This window comes from Neisseria sp. Ec49-e6-T10, assembly GCF_051132615.1.
In the GTDB taxonomy this organism is placed as follows: domain Bacteria; phylum Pseudomonadota; class Gammaproteobacteria; order Burkholderiales; family Neisseriaceae.
This window is the reverse complement of record NZ_CP152375.1, coordinates 1,957,455-1,974,077: the sequence shown is the minus strand read 5'-3', so window position 1 is coordinate 1,974,077 and position 16,623 is coordinate 1,957,455. Positions and strand designations below refer to the sequence as shown.

Below are 16,623 nucleotides of genomic sequence, written 5' to 3'. Positions count from 1 at the left end.
ATATTAATGGTATTCGTGTTATAAAAAAGGGGCTTAAGCCCCTTTTTATTAGACTTAAATTTACTCTGCTGCTGTGGTTTCTTCAGTACCCACTGCCTTAGCCAACTCTTGCAATGATTGTGCTTTACCTTCTAAAACGGCATCAGCAATACCACGAGCATACAAACGAATAGCCTTAGCTGAATCATCATTACCTGGAATCACATATTTCACACCATCAGGTGCATTGTTTGTATCGACAACAGCAATAACAGGAATACCTAATTTATTTGCTTCAACAATCGTGCCTTTTTGGTAACCTGTATCAATAACAAAAATAGCGTCAGGGATACCCTTCATATTACGGATACCACCCAATGAACGCTCTAAACGAGCCACTTCACGTTCCATATCCAAAACTTCTTTTTTGCTGTAACCACCTTCAGTTGCATTTGCTAATGCAGCTTCTTTTTCTTCTAGACGTTTAATTGACTGTTTCACTGTTTTATAGTTAGTCAACATACCACCTAACCAACGATGGTCTACATAAGGCATACCCGCACGGGCTGCTTCTTCTTTAATGATGTCACGTGCTTGACGTTTGGTACCAACGAATAAAACGGTACCTTTATTTGCAGCTAAGCGACGCACCACTTCTTGAGCTTCCAAGAACATGGGTAGGGTTTTTTCTAAGTTAATGATATGAATTTTATTGCGCGCACCAAAGATATATTGAGCCATTTTTGGACTCCAAAAACGTGTTTGGTGACCAAAATGCACACCTGCTTCCAACATTTGACGCATAGTAACTTGTGTTGACATAAACAAAATCCTTAAAGGGTTAAGCCTAGCGCGCACTGCATAGAACCTTTTTAGGCACCCTTTTGGCAGCGGCGTGAGCGTTATTAAAAAATATTCCTCGTCTGAGAAACTTTTGGATTATAAAGCAAAATACTTATTTATTCAATATCATTTAAGCTTTGATCCTTCTGTAGACGTTTATTTATTCTATTGCGTCTTTTTTTACCCAGAATCCATATTGTGATTGTCAAAGGCACACACACTAAGCATACAAAATAAATCAGCCCTCTAGCTAAAGAATCCTGAACAAGACAAATCATCATCGCCACATACAAGTATGCAATTATAACAATATACATTTAACACCTTCTATCTATAGCTCTCTATATACTTTTATGCTTTGTGCCAAATAATCATACAAATTTTTTCATTCATCTGAAGGAGCATAAAGTACAGACTCAACCTTTTCTCGCGTTAGAGTAGGCGCAAATAATTGTATAAAATGATATGCATACCCTCTTAAATAACAATCATAACGTAATGCTACTTTTGTTGTAGAAGGATGGAACAAATGCTCTGTATTAATCAACTTAATCCCATCATCTCGATCTGGTTCATAAGCCATTGTTGCCAACAACCCAACCCCCAAACCCAGACGGACATAAGTTTTAATCACATCGGTATCCACTGCGGACAACGCTACACTGGGGGTCAGCCCTTCTTGTTGAAAAGCCTGATAAATAGTTGAACTGGGCAAAAAAGCGAATTCATATGTAATGAGTGGGTAAGAAGCAATGTCTTTTAACGTCAATAAATCTTTTTTTAACAATAGTGGATGGCCATCTGGCACAATAACGCTTCGGTTCCAGTCATAACAAGGCAACATCGCTAATTCTTTATATTCATTTAAATCTTCAGTTGCTATAGCAAAATCAACCTCTCCAGCCATAGCCATTTCACAGGCTTCAGCAGGAGAACCTTGCTTGATCGTTAAATGCACTTTGGGATATGCCTTTAAAAACTCTGACACAACTTTTGGCAACACATAACGAGCCTGCGTATGAGTAGTTGCAATGCTTAAAGAACCACTGTCTGTATTGGCAAAATTATCGCCAATTTTCTTAATATTTTGTGCGTTCCTCATCATCTCACCAGCAATACGCAATACTGCTTTACCTGGTTCCGAAATAGAAACAATCCGTTTACCATTACGAATAAAAATCAACACACCAAGCTCTTCTTCTAAAAGGCGAATTTGCTTTGAAATCCCAGGTTGAGAAGTAAATAATGTTTCGGCTGCCTCTGAAATATTTAAATTATGTTTGGCTACCTCTAATATATAACGCAATTGCTGAAGCTTCATGATAAGCAAGACCTTATTCAACTTATAACAAAAAATAATTACTTATGAACATGTTATTCTATTTGATTTTATAAAAAAAGAGTATAGTTATTCTGCATCAAAATAAAAATTTTGTTGATAATCAAGTAAAAACTTTTAAAATCATAACAATAAAAATTTAATTAAAAAAAGAGCATACACAAAAACTAAGGAAGAATCATGTACTGTTATACAGAAGCAGACCAAACACATGTTGATCAAAGAGTTGCTGAGTTTGGCATCCAAACCCAACGTTATTTAGAAGGCAAGTTGACAGAAGACGAGTTCAGACCATTACGCTTAATGAACGGACTGTATATTCAACGCCATGCACCTATGTTAAGAGTCGCCATTCCCTATGGTCATTTATCATCAACACAATTATATACATTAGCAGATATTGCTCAACATTATGATAAAAATTATGGGCATTTTACTACTCGACAAAACATTCAATTTAACTGGCCCAAGCTAGAAAAAGTACCTGAAATTTTAGCATTGTTAGCAAAAGTACAAATGCATGCTATTCAAACTTCAGGCAATTGTGTAAGAAACACCACAACAGATGCTTTAGCGGGTGTTGCCGCAGACGAGGTGCTGGATCCGAGCCCTTATTGTGAAATTATTCGTCAATACAGTAGTGCACATCCTGAGTTTGCTTACCTACCTAGAAAATTCAAAATTGCGGTTTGTGCAAGTCAAGAAGATAGAGCCGCAATTTTGGTACATGATATTGGATTACATATTAAAAAAGATGAACAAGGTCAAATTGTATTTGATGTCTATGTAGGTGGTGGCCTTGGACGTACCCCTATGCTGGGTGAAAAAATACGACACAATCTAGCAGAGGCAGATTTACTCAGTTACATCGATGCTGTTCTAAGGATATATAACCTATTAGGCCGCCGCGACAATAAATATAAAGCACGAATAAAAATTCTGGTTAAAGCACTTACAGCCCAAAGCTTTGCCAAACTGGTAGAAGAAGAATGGCTTGAGATTAAAGACAGCCACCTTAAACTGACTCAAACAGAAATTGAAGCAATGAAAGGACGATTTACCTACCCTGAATTACAGTCAACACCACAACAAGATATTGAACAGTTAAAAGATAAACATAAAGATCAACCAGAGTTTCTTCGTTGGCTCAAACACAATGTCAAAGCACACAGACATCCAAACTATCGCGCAGTCATGATTTCGCTAAAAAGAGTGGGAAAAGCACCAGGCGATGCAACGGGCGAGGAAATGAGAGCAATAGCCAAACTGGCTGATACCTTTAGCTTTGGAGAAATTCGTGTTGCCCATGAACAAAACTTGGTCCTACCCAACGTCGCCATTAATGATTTATATACTTTATGGGTAGAACTGAATAAAGCCCTATTAGCCACACCGAATATTAAATTTCTAACCGACATTATTGCTTGTCCTGGCGGCGACTTTTGTTCCTTGGCCAATGCCAAATCATTACCAGTGGCACAAGCAATTATGGAAAAATTTGATCATATCGACTTTTTATATGATTTAGGTCCAATTGAACTGAATATTTCTGGCTGTATCAATGCTTGTGCTCATCATCATATTGGTCATATTGGTATTTTAGGAGTCGACAAAAACGGACAAGATTTTTTCCAAATTACTTTAGGAGGCAAACAAGGTTTTAATGCCAATATAGGAAAAGTCATAGGTCCCAGTGTTTCACAAGATGAAGTACCCAATATCATTGACAAAATTCTGGGTATTTATCTGGCACAAAGAGAAGAAGGAGAGCTATTTGTCGACAGCGTTGCTAGATTAGGTATTCCTTACTTTAAGGAGCAAGTTTATGCCAACTTACATTGATATACATGATAAGCCAGTTATATTTGGCATAGACCATTTGGAAGAAACCACAGAACCAACAGAGCACATCATTGTTGCAGGGGATTTTTATCCTTTTATACAATGGATTGCCTTTTCGCCAGAACACAAATCACAAACAGGTATGATTCTTTCCGTTCAAGATAATTGGTATGAAATTAAACATCAACTTCAAAACATGCCTATTGCTATTAAAATTATGTTTGATACGATGACAAGCGGACAAGGATTTTCTCTGGCTAATTTGTTGCGCAAAAGGTACAATTACGAAGGTCCCATTTGCGCCAGCAAAAACTACTCTGAAGAACAGATATTTTTGCTAATGCAGTGTGGATTTGATACATTTGAATTAGACAGCAATAAAGATTCAGAACGAGTACAAATGCTTTTAAAACAAACAACCGCATCGACTGCACCGATTAGCCGTGTCGCGTAATGTTCACAGAAGCGAGAGTTTTTGTTGTTTTTTGTTGCGGATAAGTGACAGCTAATTTTTGTTTAGGCAAAATAGAGTTAACTCATTTTTCGCATCATTTTGAGAGTTTTGTGGCAAAATCAGTTGACAGTATTGCGTCACATTTCTATAGTGCGTACTAATATATCCAGATGCTATAGGTTGACTTATATTATGTGGCAGCCTTAAGTTTTGAGCTATCTGTGTGTTTATCGCATAATTTGTGTGTTTATCACATAATTTTTTATTACAAGAGGAAATAACATGACCAAACAGCTAAAACTAAGCGCTTTGCTTGTTGCATTGTTGGCTTCTACTGCTTTTGCAGAAGATCTTTACGACACAACAGCAACCAAAGGCTTGGCTGACCGTCCAGGCTATACAGCTGACCAACCTACTAACAACATTTCTCGTAATAACTACGGTGAATGCTGGAGAACAACATACTTTGACAAAGCCACTCAAGGCGCAGTTGAGTGTGGTGATGCTACTGCAGCTGTTGTAGAACAACCTAGATACACAACTGAGACTTCTAGAGAAGAATTCTCTATCCCTGCTGCTGTGTTATTTGGTTTTGACAAATCTACTTTACGTCCACAAGCCAGCGAACATTTACGTCCTTACGTAGAAAAAGCTGCTGATGTGAACATCACTAAAGTGACTGTAATTGGTCATACTGACTCTATCGGTTCTGACAAATACAATGACGCTTTATCTCTACGTCGTGCAAACACTGTACGCAGCTTCCTAGTAAACAATGGTATTCCTGAAAGCAAAGTATATGCTGAAGGCCGTGGTAAACGTGAAGCTCGTATGACTGCTCAATGTGAACAACAAGTTGCTAAACTTGGTCGCGTATCTGCTGCGAAAAAACGTCAAGCTTTAATCGCTTGTATCGAACCTGATCGTCGTGTAAACATCGTATTTGAAGGCGTTGTTGAAAAAGAAAGACGCGTTCGTGTTGAAGGCGGCAAATAATTCATAAACATCTACCCTATGATGTTTTTAGAAGCCCTCTAAATTTAGAGGGCTTTTCTTATGATGCCAAATAATCATTCATTGTTTGACCCAATTATGTAATGCCTCTAAAATCTAATTATTAAAACAATTAATTTAAAATCACTCTTTATTATGATGCAATGGACACAGCTCTTAAGTACCCAACGTTTTGCAGCCAATCAAAATCAGGTTTATAAAACACAAACCCCATCCAGTGAAGAAGGTAAAGAAGCCCTTCGTTCTGATTTTTTAATTGATTACGATCGAATTGTCTTTTCCAGTGCCTTTCGCCGTTTAGGCCGTAAAACTCAAGTACATCCTTTAGCACAACATGACCATATACATAATAGACTGACACATAGTGTAGAAGTTGCCAGTGTAGGAAGAAGCTTAGGTAATCGTGTTGGTGTGATGCTTTTAAATGGTGGTTTTTTGCCTAAGCACCATACACCTCTTGATATAGGCCAAGTTGTACAAGTTGCCTGTCTTGCTCATGATTTAGGTAATCCTCCTTTTGGGCATACAGGGGAAGATGCATTACGTGACTGGTTTACACAACCTACTCATCAAATATTCTTAGAAGGTTTAACAAACACACAAAAAGCGGATATTCAAACATATGAAGGTAATGCCCATAGCCTACGCATGGTTGCCAATTTGGAGATGTATCAAAATCAAGGGGGAATGCGTTTAAGCGCAGCAACAATAGGCACTTTATTAAAATATCCTTGGACCAGTTCTCATCCTTTAGGAACAAAAAAATTCAGTATTTACCAAACAGAATTGCCTTTTATTCAACATATTGCTAAAGAATTAGGTCTACCTGAACAACAAACTGAAAACCATTGGGCACGGCACCCATTATCTTACTTAATGGAAGCAGCGGACGATATTTGTTATGCCATTCTTGACTTAGAAGATGCTGTTGAAATCGGTTTATTAGAAGAAAAAGAATTGGAAAATATTTTATCGCAAATTGATTTTACAGAAAGAACTTGGCAGGCCAAAGGAAGCAAACAAAGATGTGCCATGCTGCGTGGTATTGCTATTGGCAAATGTATTGAAGAAGTGGCTCAAAAATTTATGATGCATCACGACAGCCTTTTAAATGGAAACCTGCCTGTTAAAGATTTACTGAGTGTATGTAATGCTCAAGTGAGCAATACCTTAGCTGCGGCAAAAGAGCTGGCCTATAACAAAATTTATCGTCATAGGGACAAACTGGTTACAGAAATTGCGGCCTACCCTTGCATTGCCACGATACTGGATTTATTAATTCCTGCCGTTTTCATGAAAGTCAGAAACGAACCTATTCCCGCTCGCTTACAACTTGCACTAGAATTACTGAAAGAAACACCTATTGAACAGGATGATACATTATATAATGCTTATATGAAGGTTTTAGACTTTATAGGCGCGATGACAGACAATACTGCGGCGAAAATGGCCAGAGAACTATCAGGGGTAGGAATCATTTAATGGATGAAAATATAACTGAACCAATGAGGCTTTCCAAAAGAATGGCACAACTTGGTCTTTGTTCCAGAAGAGAAGCGGACAGCTATATAGAAAAAGGCTGGGTCAAAATAAATGGACAAATAGCCATTTTAGGTCAAAAAGTATCTTTAACCGATCGAATTGATCTTGAAAAACAAGTCCATGAACAACAAGCTGCACGTGTGACCATTTTGTTAAATAAACCTGTTGGCTATGTCAGTGCACAGGCAGAACATGACTACAAGCCTGCAATCAGCTTAATCACCGAACAAAACCATTGGACAGAAGATAATAGTAGAACTCATTTTTCCACCAAACAGCTCTCAGGATTAGCGCCAGCTGGGCGATTGGATATTGATTCAACAGGCCTTTTAGTATTAACGCAAGACGGTCGGATTGCCAAACATATTATTGGTGAAACCTCTAACATAGATAAAGAATATCTGGTCAGGGTAAAAGGCAATATTATTGATGGAGGTTTAGCTTTATTAAACCATGGTTTAAGTTTAGATGGTAAAGCACTGCAACCTGCCCACGTAATATGGCAAAATCAGGATCAATTGCGTTTTACCTTAAAGGAAGGAAAAAAGCGACAAATTCGCCGCATGTGCGAACTTGTCGGTTTACAAGTAGTTGGGCTCAAACGTATCCGTATTGGAAAAATCAAGCTTGGTGCTTTACCACAAGGTAAATGGCGTTATTTAGCTGCTAATGAAACATTTTAATGCACAAAAAATTTTAACCTGCTGCTTTTAATGCTTGATCCCAACGTTGGTACCAACGCTGTTTTAGTTTTTTATTTGCTGTATTACTGGTACAAATTGGTAACCTCACTTGTGAATCAGAGCAGTTCCATTTTGATACTCGAATCAATTGTTCTTGATCTGTACTGTAAATAACAATTTTTTGATCAATCAACCCTAAAAGCATAATGGGTGTAGCAGAATAATCTTCACCATTTTGTTGATATACACTGCATTCTTGCTCATTTTTTAATAAGCTATAGTCACCTATCCCCATACGCTTATCACACTCAAAACGGTATTTACTTAAAAAAGATTTAAGTTTATCCACATTATGAATTTCTCCTGAGTTAGATAATTTTTGAAACTCTTTAATGAGTAACTGCGTTTGTCCAGGATCAATGAAACTTTGTGCGTAACCATTGGCACTTAATAATAATGAAAATAATAGGATAATTGTTTTTTTCATACAAATCTGACTATTCTAATAATTGAAATTAAATAAATTATACCCTAACCAACTATTTGGTCAGGGTACTTTATTACTGTATCACGATTACATGCCCATTGAACGCGCAGGTTGTTGAGTTAGCTCCTGTTGTTGAATCTGTTTGTTTTGCTCCTCCATGCTATCAATACTAATCTTAACCATATTATTAATCGCACTAATGGAAACGCTTATTGGCGTATTTGCTGCTGCTTCAATATTAACTGTTGCATGCATAGGTGTCATTTTACCTTTTGGCGTATGTAAAAGGCTGATATCCCCTTTTTTCTCCATTGCATAATCTACACCAGTCATTTTTTTAGCGATACCTTCTTTTGCTAAGGCACAGCATACATTATCTAATTTATCAGCATGAGGCAATTTATTCTTATCATAAAGATCAGTCACTGCCTTTTTAACCAGATCAAGAACTTTTTGATGCTCAGGAGATTGAATTTTTTCTTTCTCGGCTTTCTCTGGTTGTGCTTTTTCGGCTTTCTGATCAATATTTTGCTCTTTACTTTTTTCTACCAACAAGTCTCTTGCCTTTGCAAGAGGATCAGTTAAAAATAATTTTGTGCCCCCTTTTTGTTTCTGAGATAAATAATCATCAACTGATTTTAAATGAACACCTTTGCCACTACTCGATTGGCTGATCATTAAGTCGCCGCTTTTTGGATCTCTAACAACCATTGTAATGTGATCAATACCTCTAAAACGCCCTCGGTCAAACCCCTTGTCTCCATTATCTTCACCGATGACCATGCCTTCTTTTAAAATATCTCGGGTAATCTGTTTGCCTTCAATCAATATACCACTTTGCTCTGAGGCTCGTTTGATGGTTTCTGAGGCACCTTCCATGATCGGATTAAATCTGTCTTTCTGGGTAAAAACTTCCTGCCCTAACAGTTTATTGATATCATCCATGCTATTATTTTGTAAATATGTCACCCAACCTGAACAATCGATACTGCCTTTGGCTGGATCTTTACCACCCATTTTATAGGTTACTGCATCGAATTGAAGGGTTTTATCATATGCAGAACTAAACGCTTGACTGTCTTTATCTACTGCATCTTTATTTTGCTGTACTAATTCTGGTTTATTTTGAAGCTGCTCTTCTAATTTACCATAAGTATTAGGACCTACTTTCCCATCGACTCCCAAGCCATTTTTTTGCTGAAAATCTCGAATAGCTTTTTCTGTTTCTTGACCAAAAATACCATCTTGACCAATTTTGTAGCCTAAAGCATTTAATTGAGTTTGTAGTTGCTTAACATCATCTCCACGACTACCACTCTTCAATAATGCTAACTTTGGTTGATTTAGTTCTGGAGTGTCAGAATTTTTTTCTAATGTAATATCTTTATTTTCTGCCAGTCGCACCAAAGCATTCTTTTCTGCTTCTGCCCGCTTTAATGTGCCAGCCCGAACATCAGCACTTGAACTCCTAAATAAACTTTCATTACGATCCCTTTTATAATTTTGTACACGTTCAACAATCTGACGGTCGGTTAAACTATCAACATCAACCTTATCTAAAGCATTTTTTATTAAATTGGTATTGCCACCAAACTGTACAGAAGTACTCCATACCATATCTTGTACTGCGGGACCACGTTCTTTAAAGTTAATCCCCATGTTGCTTAATTTATTGAGTTGCACATTATAAAAATTATCTTTAGTATGTTGATGTTGCGCCTCAGCAAACCCTTTAGGATCTTTGGCCGCAATTTCTTTCCATTTAGCTTGAAATGATTGACTGTTTACAGTTAAACCAGCAAAATCATCTTTATATTTGCTTTTACTAATAAATTCTTGCAAGCTGCCCTGACTAGATGACAATTGATATATTCCATAAGATATACCACCATGGTCACCTTTACCACTTGAAATCATTCCAGGACCTCTACCCCCCGATTCAAATTTTTCAGAGGTTTGTCCTAACTTCCACTCGTTTGCCATATAAATCTCCAAATACTAAATAATTAATTAACGATATAATTTTAATGCATCAACCCATTCTTCTAACTGATCAGCTCTTTGTGCCAAAGCCTTTAAATATACTTCTTCCGCGATCATCCTTGCTGCATCACCTTCACCATATATTGCCAACATCAAGCTTTTATCTGTACTAGATAAAGCAATCCATTGCCTTTGAGCTGTCAATAAATTTTTCTGTTCCGATTTAGTCAATATTGACATCAGCCGTTTATAGGCTTTATTTAAACGTTGATCCTGAAACTCTGCCTCTGCATCAATACAATTCATTATTGAAGGATGTACCCCCTGTGTTGCATCAATACATTGTTTATATGATTGTTGTATTCCTTTAGCGAATACCCCTTGTGAAGAACTCACTAATAAAAACATAAGAATAAATATTCTCATCTTCATAATCATTCCTTTTATTATGTAAATGATTAATTGAAAAAATACCCCTAACATTATTTTCAAATAATAAGCTAAATATAAAATTAACACAACATATTTTTATTATAATAATAAAAATATGTTGTGTTTTTAAACCTATGTCAAATTTATAAGGCTAAAGGCCTAATTCTTGCCAAATTTTATCTATTTTATGAACAATATCTTGATCTTTTTTAATGATTCTTCCCCACTCACGCTGGGTTTCTCCTGGCCATTTATTTGTGGCATCCAAGCCCATTTTACCGCCTAGACCAGATACTGGGCTAGCAAAATCCAAATAATCAATAGGTGTGTGATCAATCAATACGGTATCCCGCACTGGATCCATACGGGTCGTAATGGCCCAAATAACCTCATTCCAGTCTCGGATATTAACATCATCATCCACAACCACAATAAACTTGGTATACATAAATTGACGCAAAAAACTCCAAATACCCATCATGACGCGTTTGGCATGCCCAGTATATTGTTTTTTAATACTGACAATCGCCATTCGATAAGAACAGCCTTCTGGTGGCAAATAAAAATCAATAATTTCTGAAAACTGTTTTTGTAAAATAGGCACAAACACTTCATTTAAAGCAACACCTAAAACAGAAGGTTCATCTGGTGGTTTTCCTGTATAGGTACTATGATAAATAGCATTTTCTCTCATCGTGATTCGTTCAACAGTAAACACAGGAAAATAATCTTGCTCATTATAGTAACCTGTGTGATCTCCATATGGACCTTCTAAAGCCACCTCATCTGGATAAATCACACCTTCTAAGACAATTTCAGCTTTTGAAGGAATCTGTAAATCATTGCCAATACATTTTGTCAGTTCAGTCCTTTGCCCTCTCAAAAGGCCAGCAAATTGATATTCAGATAAAGAGTCTGGCACGGGTGTGACGGCACCTAAAATGGTTGCTGGATCACAGCCTAATACGACAGAGACAGGAAAGGGTTGAGCAGGAAAAGCTGCTTTATGTGCCTGAAAATCTAAGGCACCACCACGATGTGCTAACCAACGCATAATCAGCTTATTTTTACCTAACAACTGTTGTCGGTAGATACCTAGGTTTTGTCGTGTTTTTGATGGGCCACGGGTGACCGTTAACCCCCATGTCACAAGCGGAGCAACATCTTCTGGCCAACAATGTTGGATGGGCAAGCTGGTTAAATCAACATCATCCTTTTCTATGACAATTTGCTGGCAAGGTGCTTTTTTTACCATATGAGGTGACATATCCCATAAGGCTTTTAGTAATGGAAATTTATTAAAAGCGTCTTTTACCCCTTTTGGGGCTTCTGGCTCTTTTAAATATGCTAAAGTTTTGCCAATTTCCCTTAATTCTTCAAGCGAAGTAGCACCCATGCCCATGGCCACTCGCTCTGTGGTACCAAACAAATTGGTTAAGACAGGGTATTGATAGACTTTATTTGCTGTTTGTGGCTGGGTAAATAACAATGCAGGGCCTTGCTTACGCAAAACTCTGTCACTGATCTCTGTCATTTCCAGTATAGGAGAAATAGGAGTGTGTATTTTTTTAAGTAATTTATCTTGTTCTAAAAAACTTAAGAATTCACGTAAATCTGCATACTTCATAAAATAACCACCACTTATTTTTAATGATGGTTATTTTACATTAATTTTGAATAAGATATATTGGTTCTACTATGTTAAGAATAACCCAATAGAAAATAAAGCCAAAGTACACACATTAATTTTCACAGCCATAGCCAATTGTTTTTGCAATTGAATGGGGTCTTTATGTACCAATACTGCGTAACCATTTAAATAAAATAAAGGTAAAGCAAATAAAAATAACCAAATATAGGGGTTACCTTCTGCATAAAGAGAGGCAAACAATACCAAACAGGAAAAACTGCCAATTAATAAAGACAAATGATAATAACGTACATTTTTAGAACCTAAACGTACAGCCAAAGTACGTTTTCCATTACGTTCATCTTCCTGTATATCCCGCATATTATTGACATTTAAAACCAATGTACCTAATAACCCACATGCTGTTGCTGGTAAAAAACTATAAAGGCCAATATGGTGTGTTTGTAAATAAAAGCTACCCATCACACCTACATAGCCAAAAAACGTTAAGACAGATAAGTCGCCAAATCCTGAATAACCATAAGCTTTTTTACCAACTGTGTAGGTAATCGCTGCAATTAAAGAGACTCCTCCCAAAACAATAAAAGCCAATACATCGCTTAACGTACGGCAGGCTAAAACTATCAATGTAATCCCAGAAACCAAGCTTAAGAAACCAACAAATATGATTGCCCATTTCATTTGAACTGAGGAAATCACACCATATTGCATTCCTCTTTTTGGGCCAATCCGCTGCTCTGTATCACTGCCTTTTTGCATATCACCATAGTCATTGGCCAGATTAGACACCAATTGTAATAATACGGCTGTTAATAAAGAAAAAAGAAACACCCAGCCATTCATTTTAAGCCCTTGAGCGATAACTAAAGCAGTACCCGTTATGATGCCACAACAAGCTAAAGGCAATGTTTTCAGTCGTAAACTGCTGACCCAAGCGTGTGTGATTGATTCTTTTTTTATTGTATTTACCACGTCTTACACCTAACATTATGATCCATAAGCAATACTATACGCCTTTTTTAGAAAACAAGGCTACAAGAAAGACCATTTTAACCATGATTATTTGCGTTAACACAAAAGCGGCTAAAAGAGGGCATTTTTTGATAAAAGAATGCTTAACTTGATTAAACTAAATTGAGCCAGTCTTTTGGTTTCAAATAATAATCTGTTAATTGATATTCTGGGGTATCAGGTTCTGTTTGATAAGCATATTCAAAACGGACCAAAGGTGGCATTGACATTAAAATAGACTCAGTACGACCACCTGACTGTAAACCAAATAGAGTTCCTCTATCCCATACTAGATTAAACTCAACATATCTGCCTCTGCGATAAAGTTGAAACTGCCTTTGTTGTTCAGAGTAAGAGATATCTTTTCTTTTTTGTACAATAGGTAAGTAAGCAGTTAAATAACCATTACCAACAGCTTGAATAAAAGCAAAACAAGTATCAAAATCCCAATGATTCAAATCATCAAAAAATAAGCCCCCTATGCCTCTACACTCTTGCCGATGTTTGAGGAAAAAATAATCATCACACCACTTTTTATACTGTGGATAAACATCTGCCCCAAACGGTGCGCACAAATCAAATGCAGCTTGATGCCAAAAAATAACATCCTCTTCAAATGGGTAAAATGGTGTTAAATCAAACCCACCACCAAACCACCACACAGGTTCTGAATGTTCTGGATAGGAAATAAAAAATCGCACATTGGCATGGCTGGTAGGAACATATGGATTATTTGGATGAATCACTAAAGAAACACCCATAGCTTCAAAAGGAGCACCTGCTAATTCTGGACGATGTACTGTTGCGCTTTGAGGCATTGCCTGCCCACGTACATGAGAAAAATTGACACCTGCGCTTTCAAAAACAGCACCATTTTTTAATATACCGGTTTTTCCTTCACCCAATTGGCTTTGCCATTGATCAAACTGAAAATTTACTTGCCCATCAATATCAGCTAAAGCAGAGCAAATATCGTTTTGTAATGTTAATAAAAAAGCCTTAATAGCGGCAATATTTTGCTGTGTGTTCACTAAAATCTTTCTTCTGATGAATAAATATTTTTATTATTAAATTAATGGGTAGCACAAGCGATTATTTGAATCCTTTGTGTTTTTTTATAAGATCATAAGCTGCATGTATTTCTTGTGTACGTTGTTTGGCCAATTCCATCATTTCTTCAGGTAAACCTTTTGAAGCCAATTTATCTGGGTGGTGTTCTTGCATCAGTTTACGGTAAGCTCTTTTTATTTTTGCTGTATCTGCATTCTCATCAATACCCAATACTTCATAAGCATCCTGCAAAGAATCCTGTTGATATTGCGCTGATGAGCTTGAATCATAACGCTCATCTTGGCCATAACGGTGAGAACCTGATCCATTATAATGATTTTGTTGCTGGTAAGTAGATTGATTGTAAAAGCGCGTGCTACCTTGTATAGAATGAACATAGCGCTCAAATGCTTGCCTAGAAATATTAAATTCTTGCGCAATGGTAAAAAGAATTTCTGCTTCACCTTGTGCCAATTGACCATCATTACATGCAGCACGAATTTGTACTTCAGTAAAAAACTGTAATAAGTAAGGCGCATGTTGATAATACTGGTACAGCAAATTTAACCGTTGATTTAATGGGTAATAAGGGCTTTTTCCTCGTTCAAACGCCTGCTGTGCTTCTTGCCGACTTTGTGCATCCAACTTCATTTGAGCCATTGTTTGAGTTGCAAAATGAATATCATCCTTTGTGACAATACCTTTTGCTTTACTGACATGACCTAATACTTCAAATGTCACTCGAAAAAATAAATCTGGGTTTTGAGGGCGATCGGATTGATCTCCTCTCAATGAAGGAAAGAAGAGATCTGCACAATAAATGATACCGAAAACGGCAATAAAAGCAAAATAACTCTCAAAAAAAATCCCTGCCAATACGGCAAAGACAAATGCTTTAACAAACATGTTTTTTATTTACCTTAAAATAAATGAGCCCCTTATTTTTCAATTGTAACAAGCTTTTTAACAAAAAACTCAATTACACAAATTTTAAGAGCTTTTATCTACTCAAATTCGTAGTATAAAAGCTCTTTTTTCATACAGATATGTTTATTTATTGAACCAAAACTCGTTCATTTAATTGCCCCCATACAGTATAAAGTTCTGCTAAAGAGGCATCAGTAATTTGTTCTGCTTCCGTTTGTGTCATACTCTGCGCCCCTTGATTACCAAATAAAACCACATCATCTGAAGTTTTGATATCAGGAAAATCAGTTACATCCGCCATAAGGGTATTCATGGACACTTTACCGATAACAGGCACACGATGACCATTAATAAACACATATGCTTTATTGCCAAACACACTACGGTAACCATCTGCAAACCCAACAGGAATATTAGCCAATTTAGAGTCTCTTTTCAACGTCGCACTATGGCCTTCTCCTACGGTACTGCCTGATGGGTAATGGTTCACTGCGGCTACTTGTGATTTAAACTGCATGACATTCTTAAATTGGTGAAACATATTAAAAGTATTGCCATAAATCACACTGCCAACTTTGGCGCTATCGAGCTTTGCATCAGGTACAGCTAGGGCTGCAAAATCATTAGCTGCCTGTAATTTTATTTGATTGCGATCTAATTGTGTGTTTTTAAACAACCAGCCTGTTTGTTTCCCAAACTCAATAAAACCTTTCTCGACCTCTTCTTTACTGTTTATAGCATAATCTGTTGTGATACCCACTATTTTCAAATAACGCATTTTAGAAATAGCAATAGCATCTTTTTGACCTGAATCACTATTTAATTCCAAACCATTTTGTCCTAATCCACCTGAGTTTAAGACAAGGTGGACAGGCACAACCTTGTTATCCAAAGACGCTAATTGATCAATATATAACGCAATTTCAAGGTTACCAACCAACTCTTCTATATTGTATTGACGCGCTTCCTTAATTTCCGCAGGTGTGGCAAAACGTGCACGGATAATTTGTCCAGAAAAACGATTGGCTCTGGCAATCTGTGCTTCTTGATTACTGCCAACAGCGATACAATCTATATTCTCACCCAATAATGTTGGCATAATCAATTTAATTCCATGCCCATAAGCATCTGCTTTGACATCAACACACAATTGCGTGCTGTTTAATGCTTTTCGTACTTCTCTAATATTATTGATTAAAGCCCCACGAGATACTTCCACCCATGTAGTATGTTCTTGAGCCTGTTGCTGTATAGATTTCATTACTGGAGGTTGAATCACAACATCCGCCAAAGATGGATAAGCAACCATTCCAATCGATAACATCAATACAGCTTGCTTTATATTCATTTTTATTCCCTTTGCAAAGTAAGAAATTGCTAAAATCA

16 protein-coding genes are annotated in these 16,623 nt (G+C 36.9%); 5 read left to right on the top strand and 11 right to left on the bottom strand.

Annotated elements, in window-relative coordinates:
* Positions 1-60 precede the first annotated feature (60 nt).
* From rpsB to AADH04_RS10085, 3 genes are all read right to left on the bottom strand, one after another.
* Entirely contained in the window at positions 61-801 is a 741-nt protein-coding gene (gene rpsB / locus AADH04_RS10095) for a 30S ribosomal protein S2 (RefSeq protein ID WP_434777149.1), read from the bottom strand.
* Between the two features lie 137 nt (positions 802-938).
* A complete protein-coding gene (locus AADH04_RS10090) occupies positions 939-1,139 on the bottom strand; it encodes a hypothetical protein (protein ID WP_434777148.1) in 201 nt (66 codons plus the stop codon).
* Between the two features lie 68 nt (positions 1,140-1,207).
* The gene (locus AADH04_RS10085; RefSeq protein WP_434777147.1) at positions 1,208-2,143 is read right to left on the bottom strand and encodes a CysB family HTH-type transcriptional regulator; all 936 of its coding nucleotides are present in this window, start codon (positions 2,141-2,143) and stop codon (positions 1,208-1,210) included.
* A gap of 198 nt (positions 2,144-2,341) precedes the next feature.
* On the opposite strand from AADH04_RS10085, the gene AADH04_RS10080 reads away from it, so the two are divergent.
* The 5 genes from AADH04_RS10080 (at position 2,342) to AADH04_RS10060 (ending at position 7,696) form a co-directional block, all read left to right on the top strand.
* Positions 2,342-4,003, top strand: a complete 1,662-nt coding sequence (locus tag AADH04_RS10080; protein ID WP_434777146.1) for a nitrite/sulfite reductase — start codon at positions 2,342-2,344, stop codon at positions 4,001-4,003.
* The gene (locus AADH04_RS10075; protein WP_434777145.1) at positions 3,987-4,457 is read left to right on the top strand and encodes a DUF934 domain-containing protein; all 471 of its coding nucleotides are present in this window, start codon (positions 3,987-3,989) and stop codon (positions 4,455-4,457) included. Before AADH04_RS10080 ends, AADH04_RS10075 begins: the two co-directional genes overlap by 17 nt.
* Positions 4,458-4,739: 282 nt before the next feature.
* The gene (locus AADH04_RS10070) at positions 4,740-5,453 is read left to right on the top strand and encodes an OmpA family protein (RefSeq protein WP_434777144.1); all 714 of its coding nucleotides are present in this window, start codon (positions 4,740-4,742) and stop codon (positions 5,451-5,453) included.
* A gap of 156 nt (positions 5,454-5,609) precedes the next feature.
* Positions 5,610-6,953: a deoxyguanosinetriphosphate triphosphohydrolase gene (locus tag AADH04_RS10065; protein WP_434779831.1), complete on the top strand. Its 1,344-nt coding sequence runs from the start codon at positions 5,610-5,612 to the stop codon at positions 6,951-6,953.
* Complete coding sequence (locus tag AADH04_RS10060; protein ID WP_434777143.1) at positions 6,953-7,696, top strand: pseudouridine synthase; 744 nt, start codon at positions 6,953-6,955, stop codon at positions 7,694-7,696. Before AADH04_RS10065 ends, AADH04_RS10060 begins: the two co-directional genes overlap by 1 nt.
* A gap of 13 nt (positions 7,697-7,709) precedes the next feature.
* Here the strand turns inward: AADH04_RS10060 and AADH04_RS10055 are convergent, their stop codons facing one another.
* The 8 genes from AADH04_RS10055 to alr all read right to left on the bottom strand — a co-directional run bounded on the left by AADH04_RS10055 (position 7,710) and on the right by alr (position 16,585).
* Positions 7,710-8,183 (bottom strand): hypothetical protein, encoded by a 474-nt coding sequence (locus AADH04_RS10055; RefSeq protein ID WP_434777142.1) that lies wholly within the window; start codon positions 8,181-8,183, stop codon positions 7,710-7,712.
* An 87-nt stretch (positions 8,184-8,270) separates the two neighbouring features.
* On the bottom strand, positions 8,271-10,166 hold the full coding sequence (locus tag AADH04_RS10050; RefSeq protein ID WP_434777141.1) for a peptidoglycan-binding domain-containing protein: 1,896 nt from the start codon (positions 10,164-10,166) through the stop codon (positions 8,271-8,273).
* 27 nt (positions 10,167-10,193) lie between these two features.
* Positions 10,194-10,598, bottom strand: a complete 405-nt coding sequence (locus AADH04_RS10045) for a lysozyme inhibitor LprI family protein (RefSeq protein ID WP_434777140.1) — start codon at positions 10,596-10,598, stop codon at positions 10,194-10,196.
* Positions 10,599-10,749: 151 nt separating this feature from the next.
* Entirely contained in the window at positions 10,750-12,225 is a 1,476-nt protein-coding gene (gene ubiD / locus AADH04_RS10040) for a 4-hydroxy-3-polyprenylbenzoate decarboxylase (protein WP_434777139.1), read from the bottom strand.
* Positions 12,226-12,294: 69 nt separating this feature from the next.
* Positions 12,295-13,221, bottom strand: coding sequence for a 1,4-dihydroxy-2-naphthoate polyprenyltransferase (locus AADH04_RS10035; RefSeq protein WP_434777138.1), 927 nt, complete (start codon positions 13,219-13,221; stop codon positions 12,295-12,297).
* A gap of 152 nt (positions 13,222-13,373) precedes the next feature.
* Positions 13,374-14,291: an oxygen-dependent coproporphyrinogen oxidase gene (hemF, locus tag AADH04_RS10030; protein ID WP_434777137.1), complete on the bottom strand. Its 918-nt coding sequence runs from the start codon at positions 14,289-14,291 to the stop codon at positions 13,374-13,376.
* Positions 14,292-14,352: 61 nt separating this feature from the next.
* On the bottom strand, positions 14,353-15,216 hold the full coding sequence (gene djlA / locus AADH04_RS10025; RefSeq protein WP_434777136.1) for a co-chaperone DjlA: 864 nt from the start codon (positions 15,214-15,216) through the stop codon (positions 14,353-14,355).
* A 148-nt stretch (positions 15,217-15,364) separates the two neighbouring features.
* Positions 15,365-16,585: an alanine racemase gene (alr, locus tag AADH04_RS10020; protein WP_434777135.1), complete on the bottom strand. Its 1,221-nt coding sequence runs from the start codon at positions 16,583-16,585 to the stop codon at positions 15,365-15,367.
* Positions 16,586-16,623 lie beyond the last annotated feature (38 nt).

What these genes read in the sequence shown, in the direction of transcription:
- AADH04_RS10070 (WP_434777144.1), top strand. Translation starts at nt 4,740, where the DNA reads ATGACCAAACAGCTAAAACTAAGCGCTTTGCTTGTTGCATTGTTGGCT.
- AADH04_RS10045 (WP_434777140.1), bottom strand. Translation starts at nt 10,598, where the DNA reads ATGAAGATGAGAATATTTATTCTTATGTTTTTATTAGTGAGTTCTTCA.
- AADH04_RS10080 (WP_434777146.1), top strand. Translation starts at nt 2,342, where the DNA reads ATGTACTGTTATACAGAAGCAGACCAAACACATGTTGATCAAAGAGTT.
- rpsB (WP_434777149.1), bottom strand. Translation starts at nt 801, where the DNA reads ATGTCAACACAAGTTACTATGCGTCAAATGTTGGAAGCAGGTGTGCAT.
- djlA (WP_434777136.1), bottom strand. Translation starts at nt 15,216, where the DNA reads ATGTTTGTTAAAGCATTTGTCTTTGCCGTATTGGCAGGGATTTTTTTT.
- AADH04_RS10065 (WP_434779831.1), top strand. Translation starts at nt 5,610, where the DNA reads ATGCAATGGACACAGCTCTTAAGTACCCAACGTTTTGCAGCCAATCAA.
- ubiD (WP_434777139.1), bottom strand. Translation starts at nt 12,225, where the DNA reads ATGAAGTATGCAGATTTACGTGAATTCTTAAGTTTTTTAGAACAAGAT.
- AADH04_RS10050 (WP_434777141.1), bottom strand. Translation starts at nt 10,166, where the DNA reads ATGGCAAACGAGTGGAAGTTAGGACAAACCTCTGAAAAATTTGAATCG.
- AADH04_RS10055 (WP_434777142.1), bottom strand. Translation starts at nt 8,183, where the DNA reads ATGAAAAAAACAATTATCCTATTATTTTCATTATTATTAAGTGCCAAT.
- AADH04_RS10085 (WP_434777147.1), bottom strand. Translation starts at nt 2,143, where the DNA reads ATGAAGCTTCAGCAATTGCGTTATATATTAGAGGTAGCCAAACATAAT.
- AADH04_RS10075 (WP_434777145.1), top strand. Translation starts at nt 3,987, where the DNA reads ATGCCAACTTACATTGATATACATGATAAGCCAGTTATATTTGGCATA.
- alr (WP_434777135.1), bottom strand. Translation starts at nt 16,585, where the DNA reads ATGAATATAAAGCAAGCTGTATTGATGTTATCGATTGGAATGGTTGCT.
- AADH04_RS10060 (WP_434777143.1), top strand. Translation starts at nt 6,953, where the DNA reads ATGGATGAAAATATAACTGAACCAATGAGGCTTTCCAAAAGAATGGCA.
- AADH04_RS10090 (WP_434777148.1), bottom strand. Translation starts at nt 1,139, where the DNA reads ATGTATATTGTTATAATTGCATACTTGTATGTGGCGATGATGATTTGT.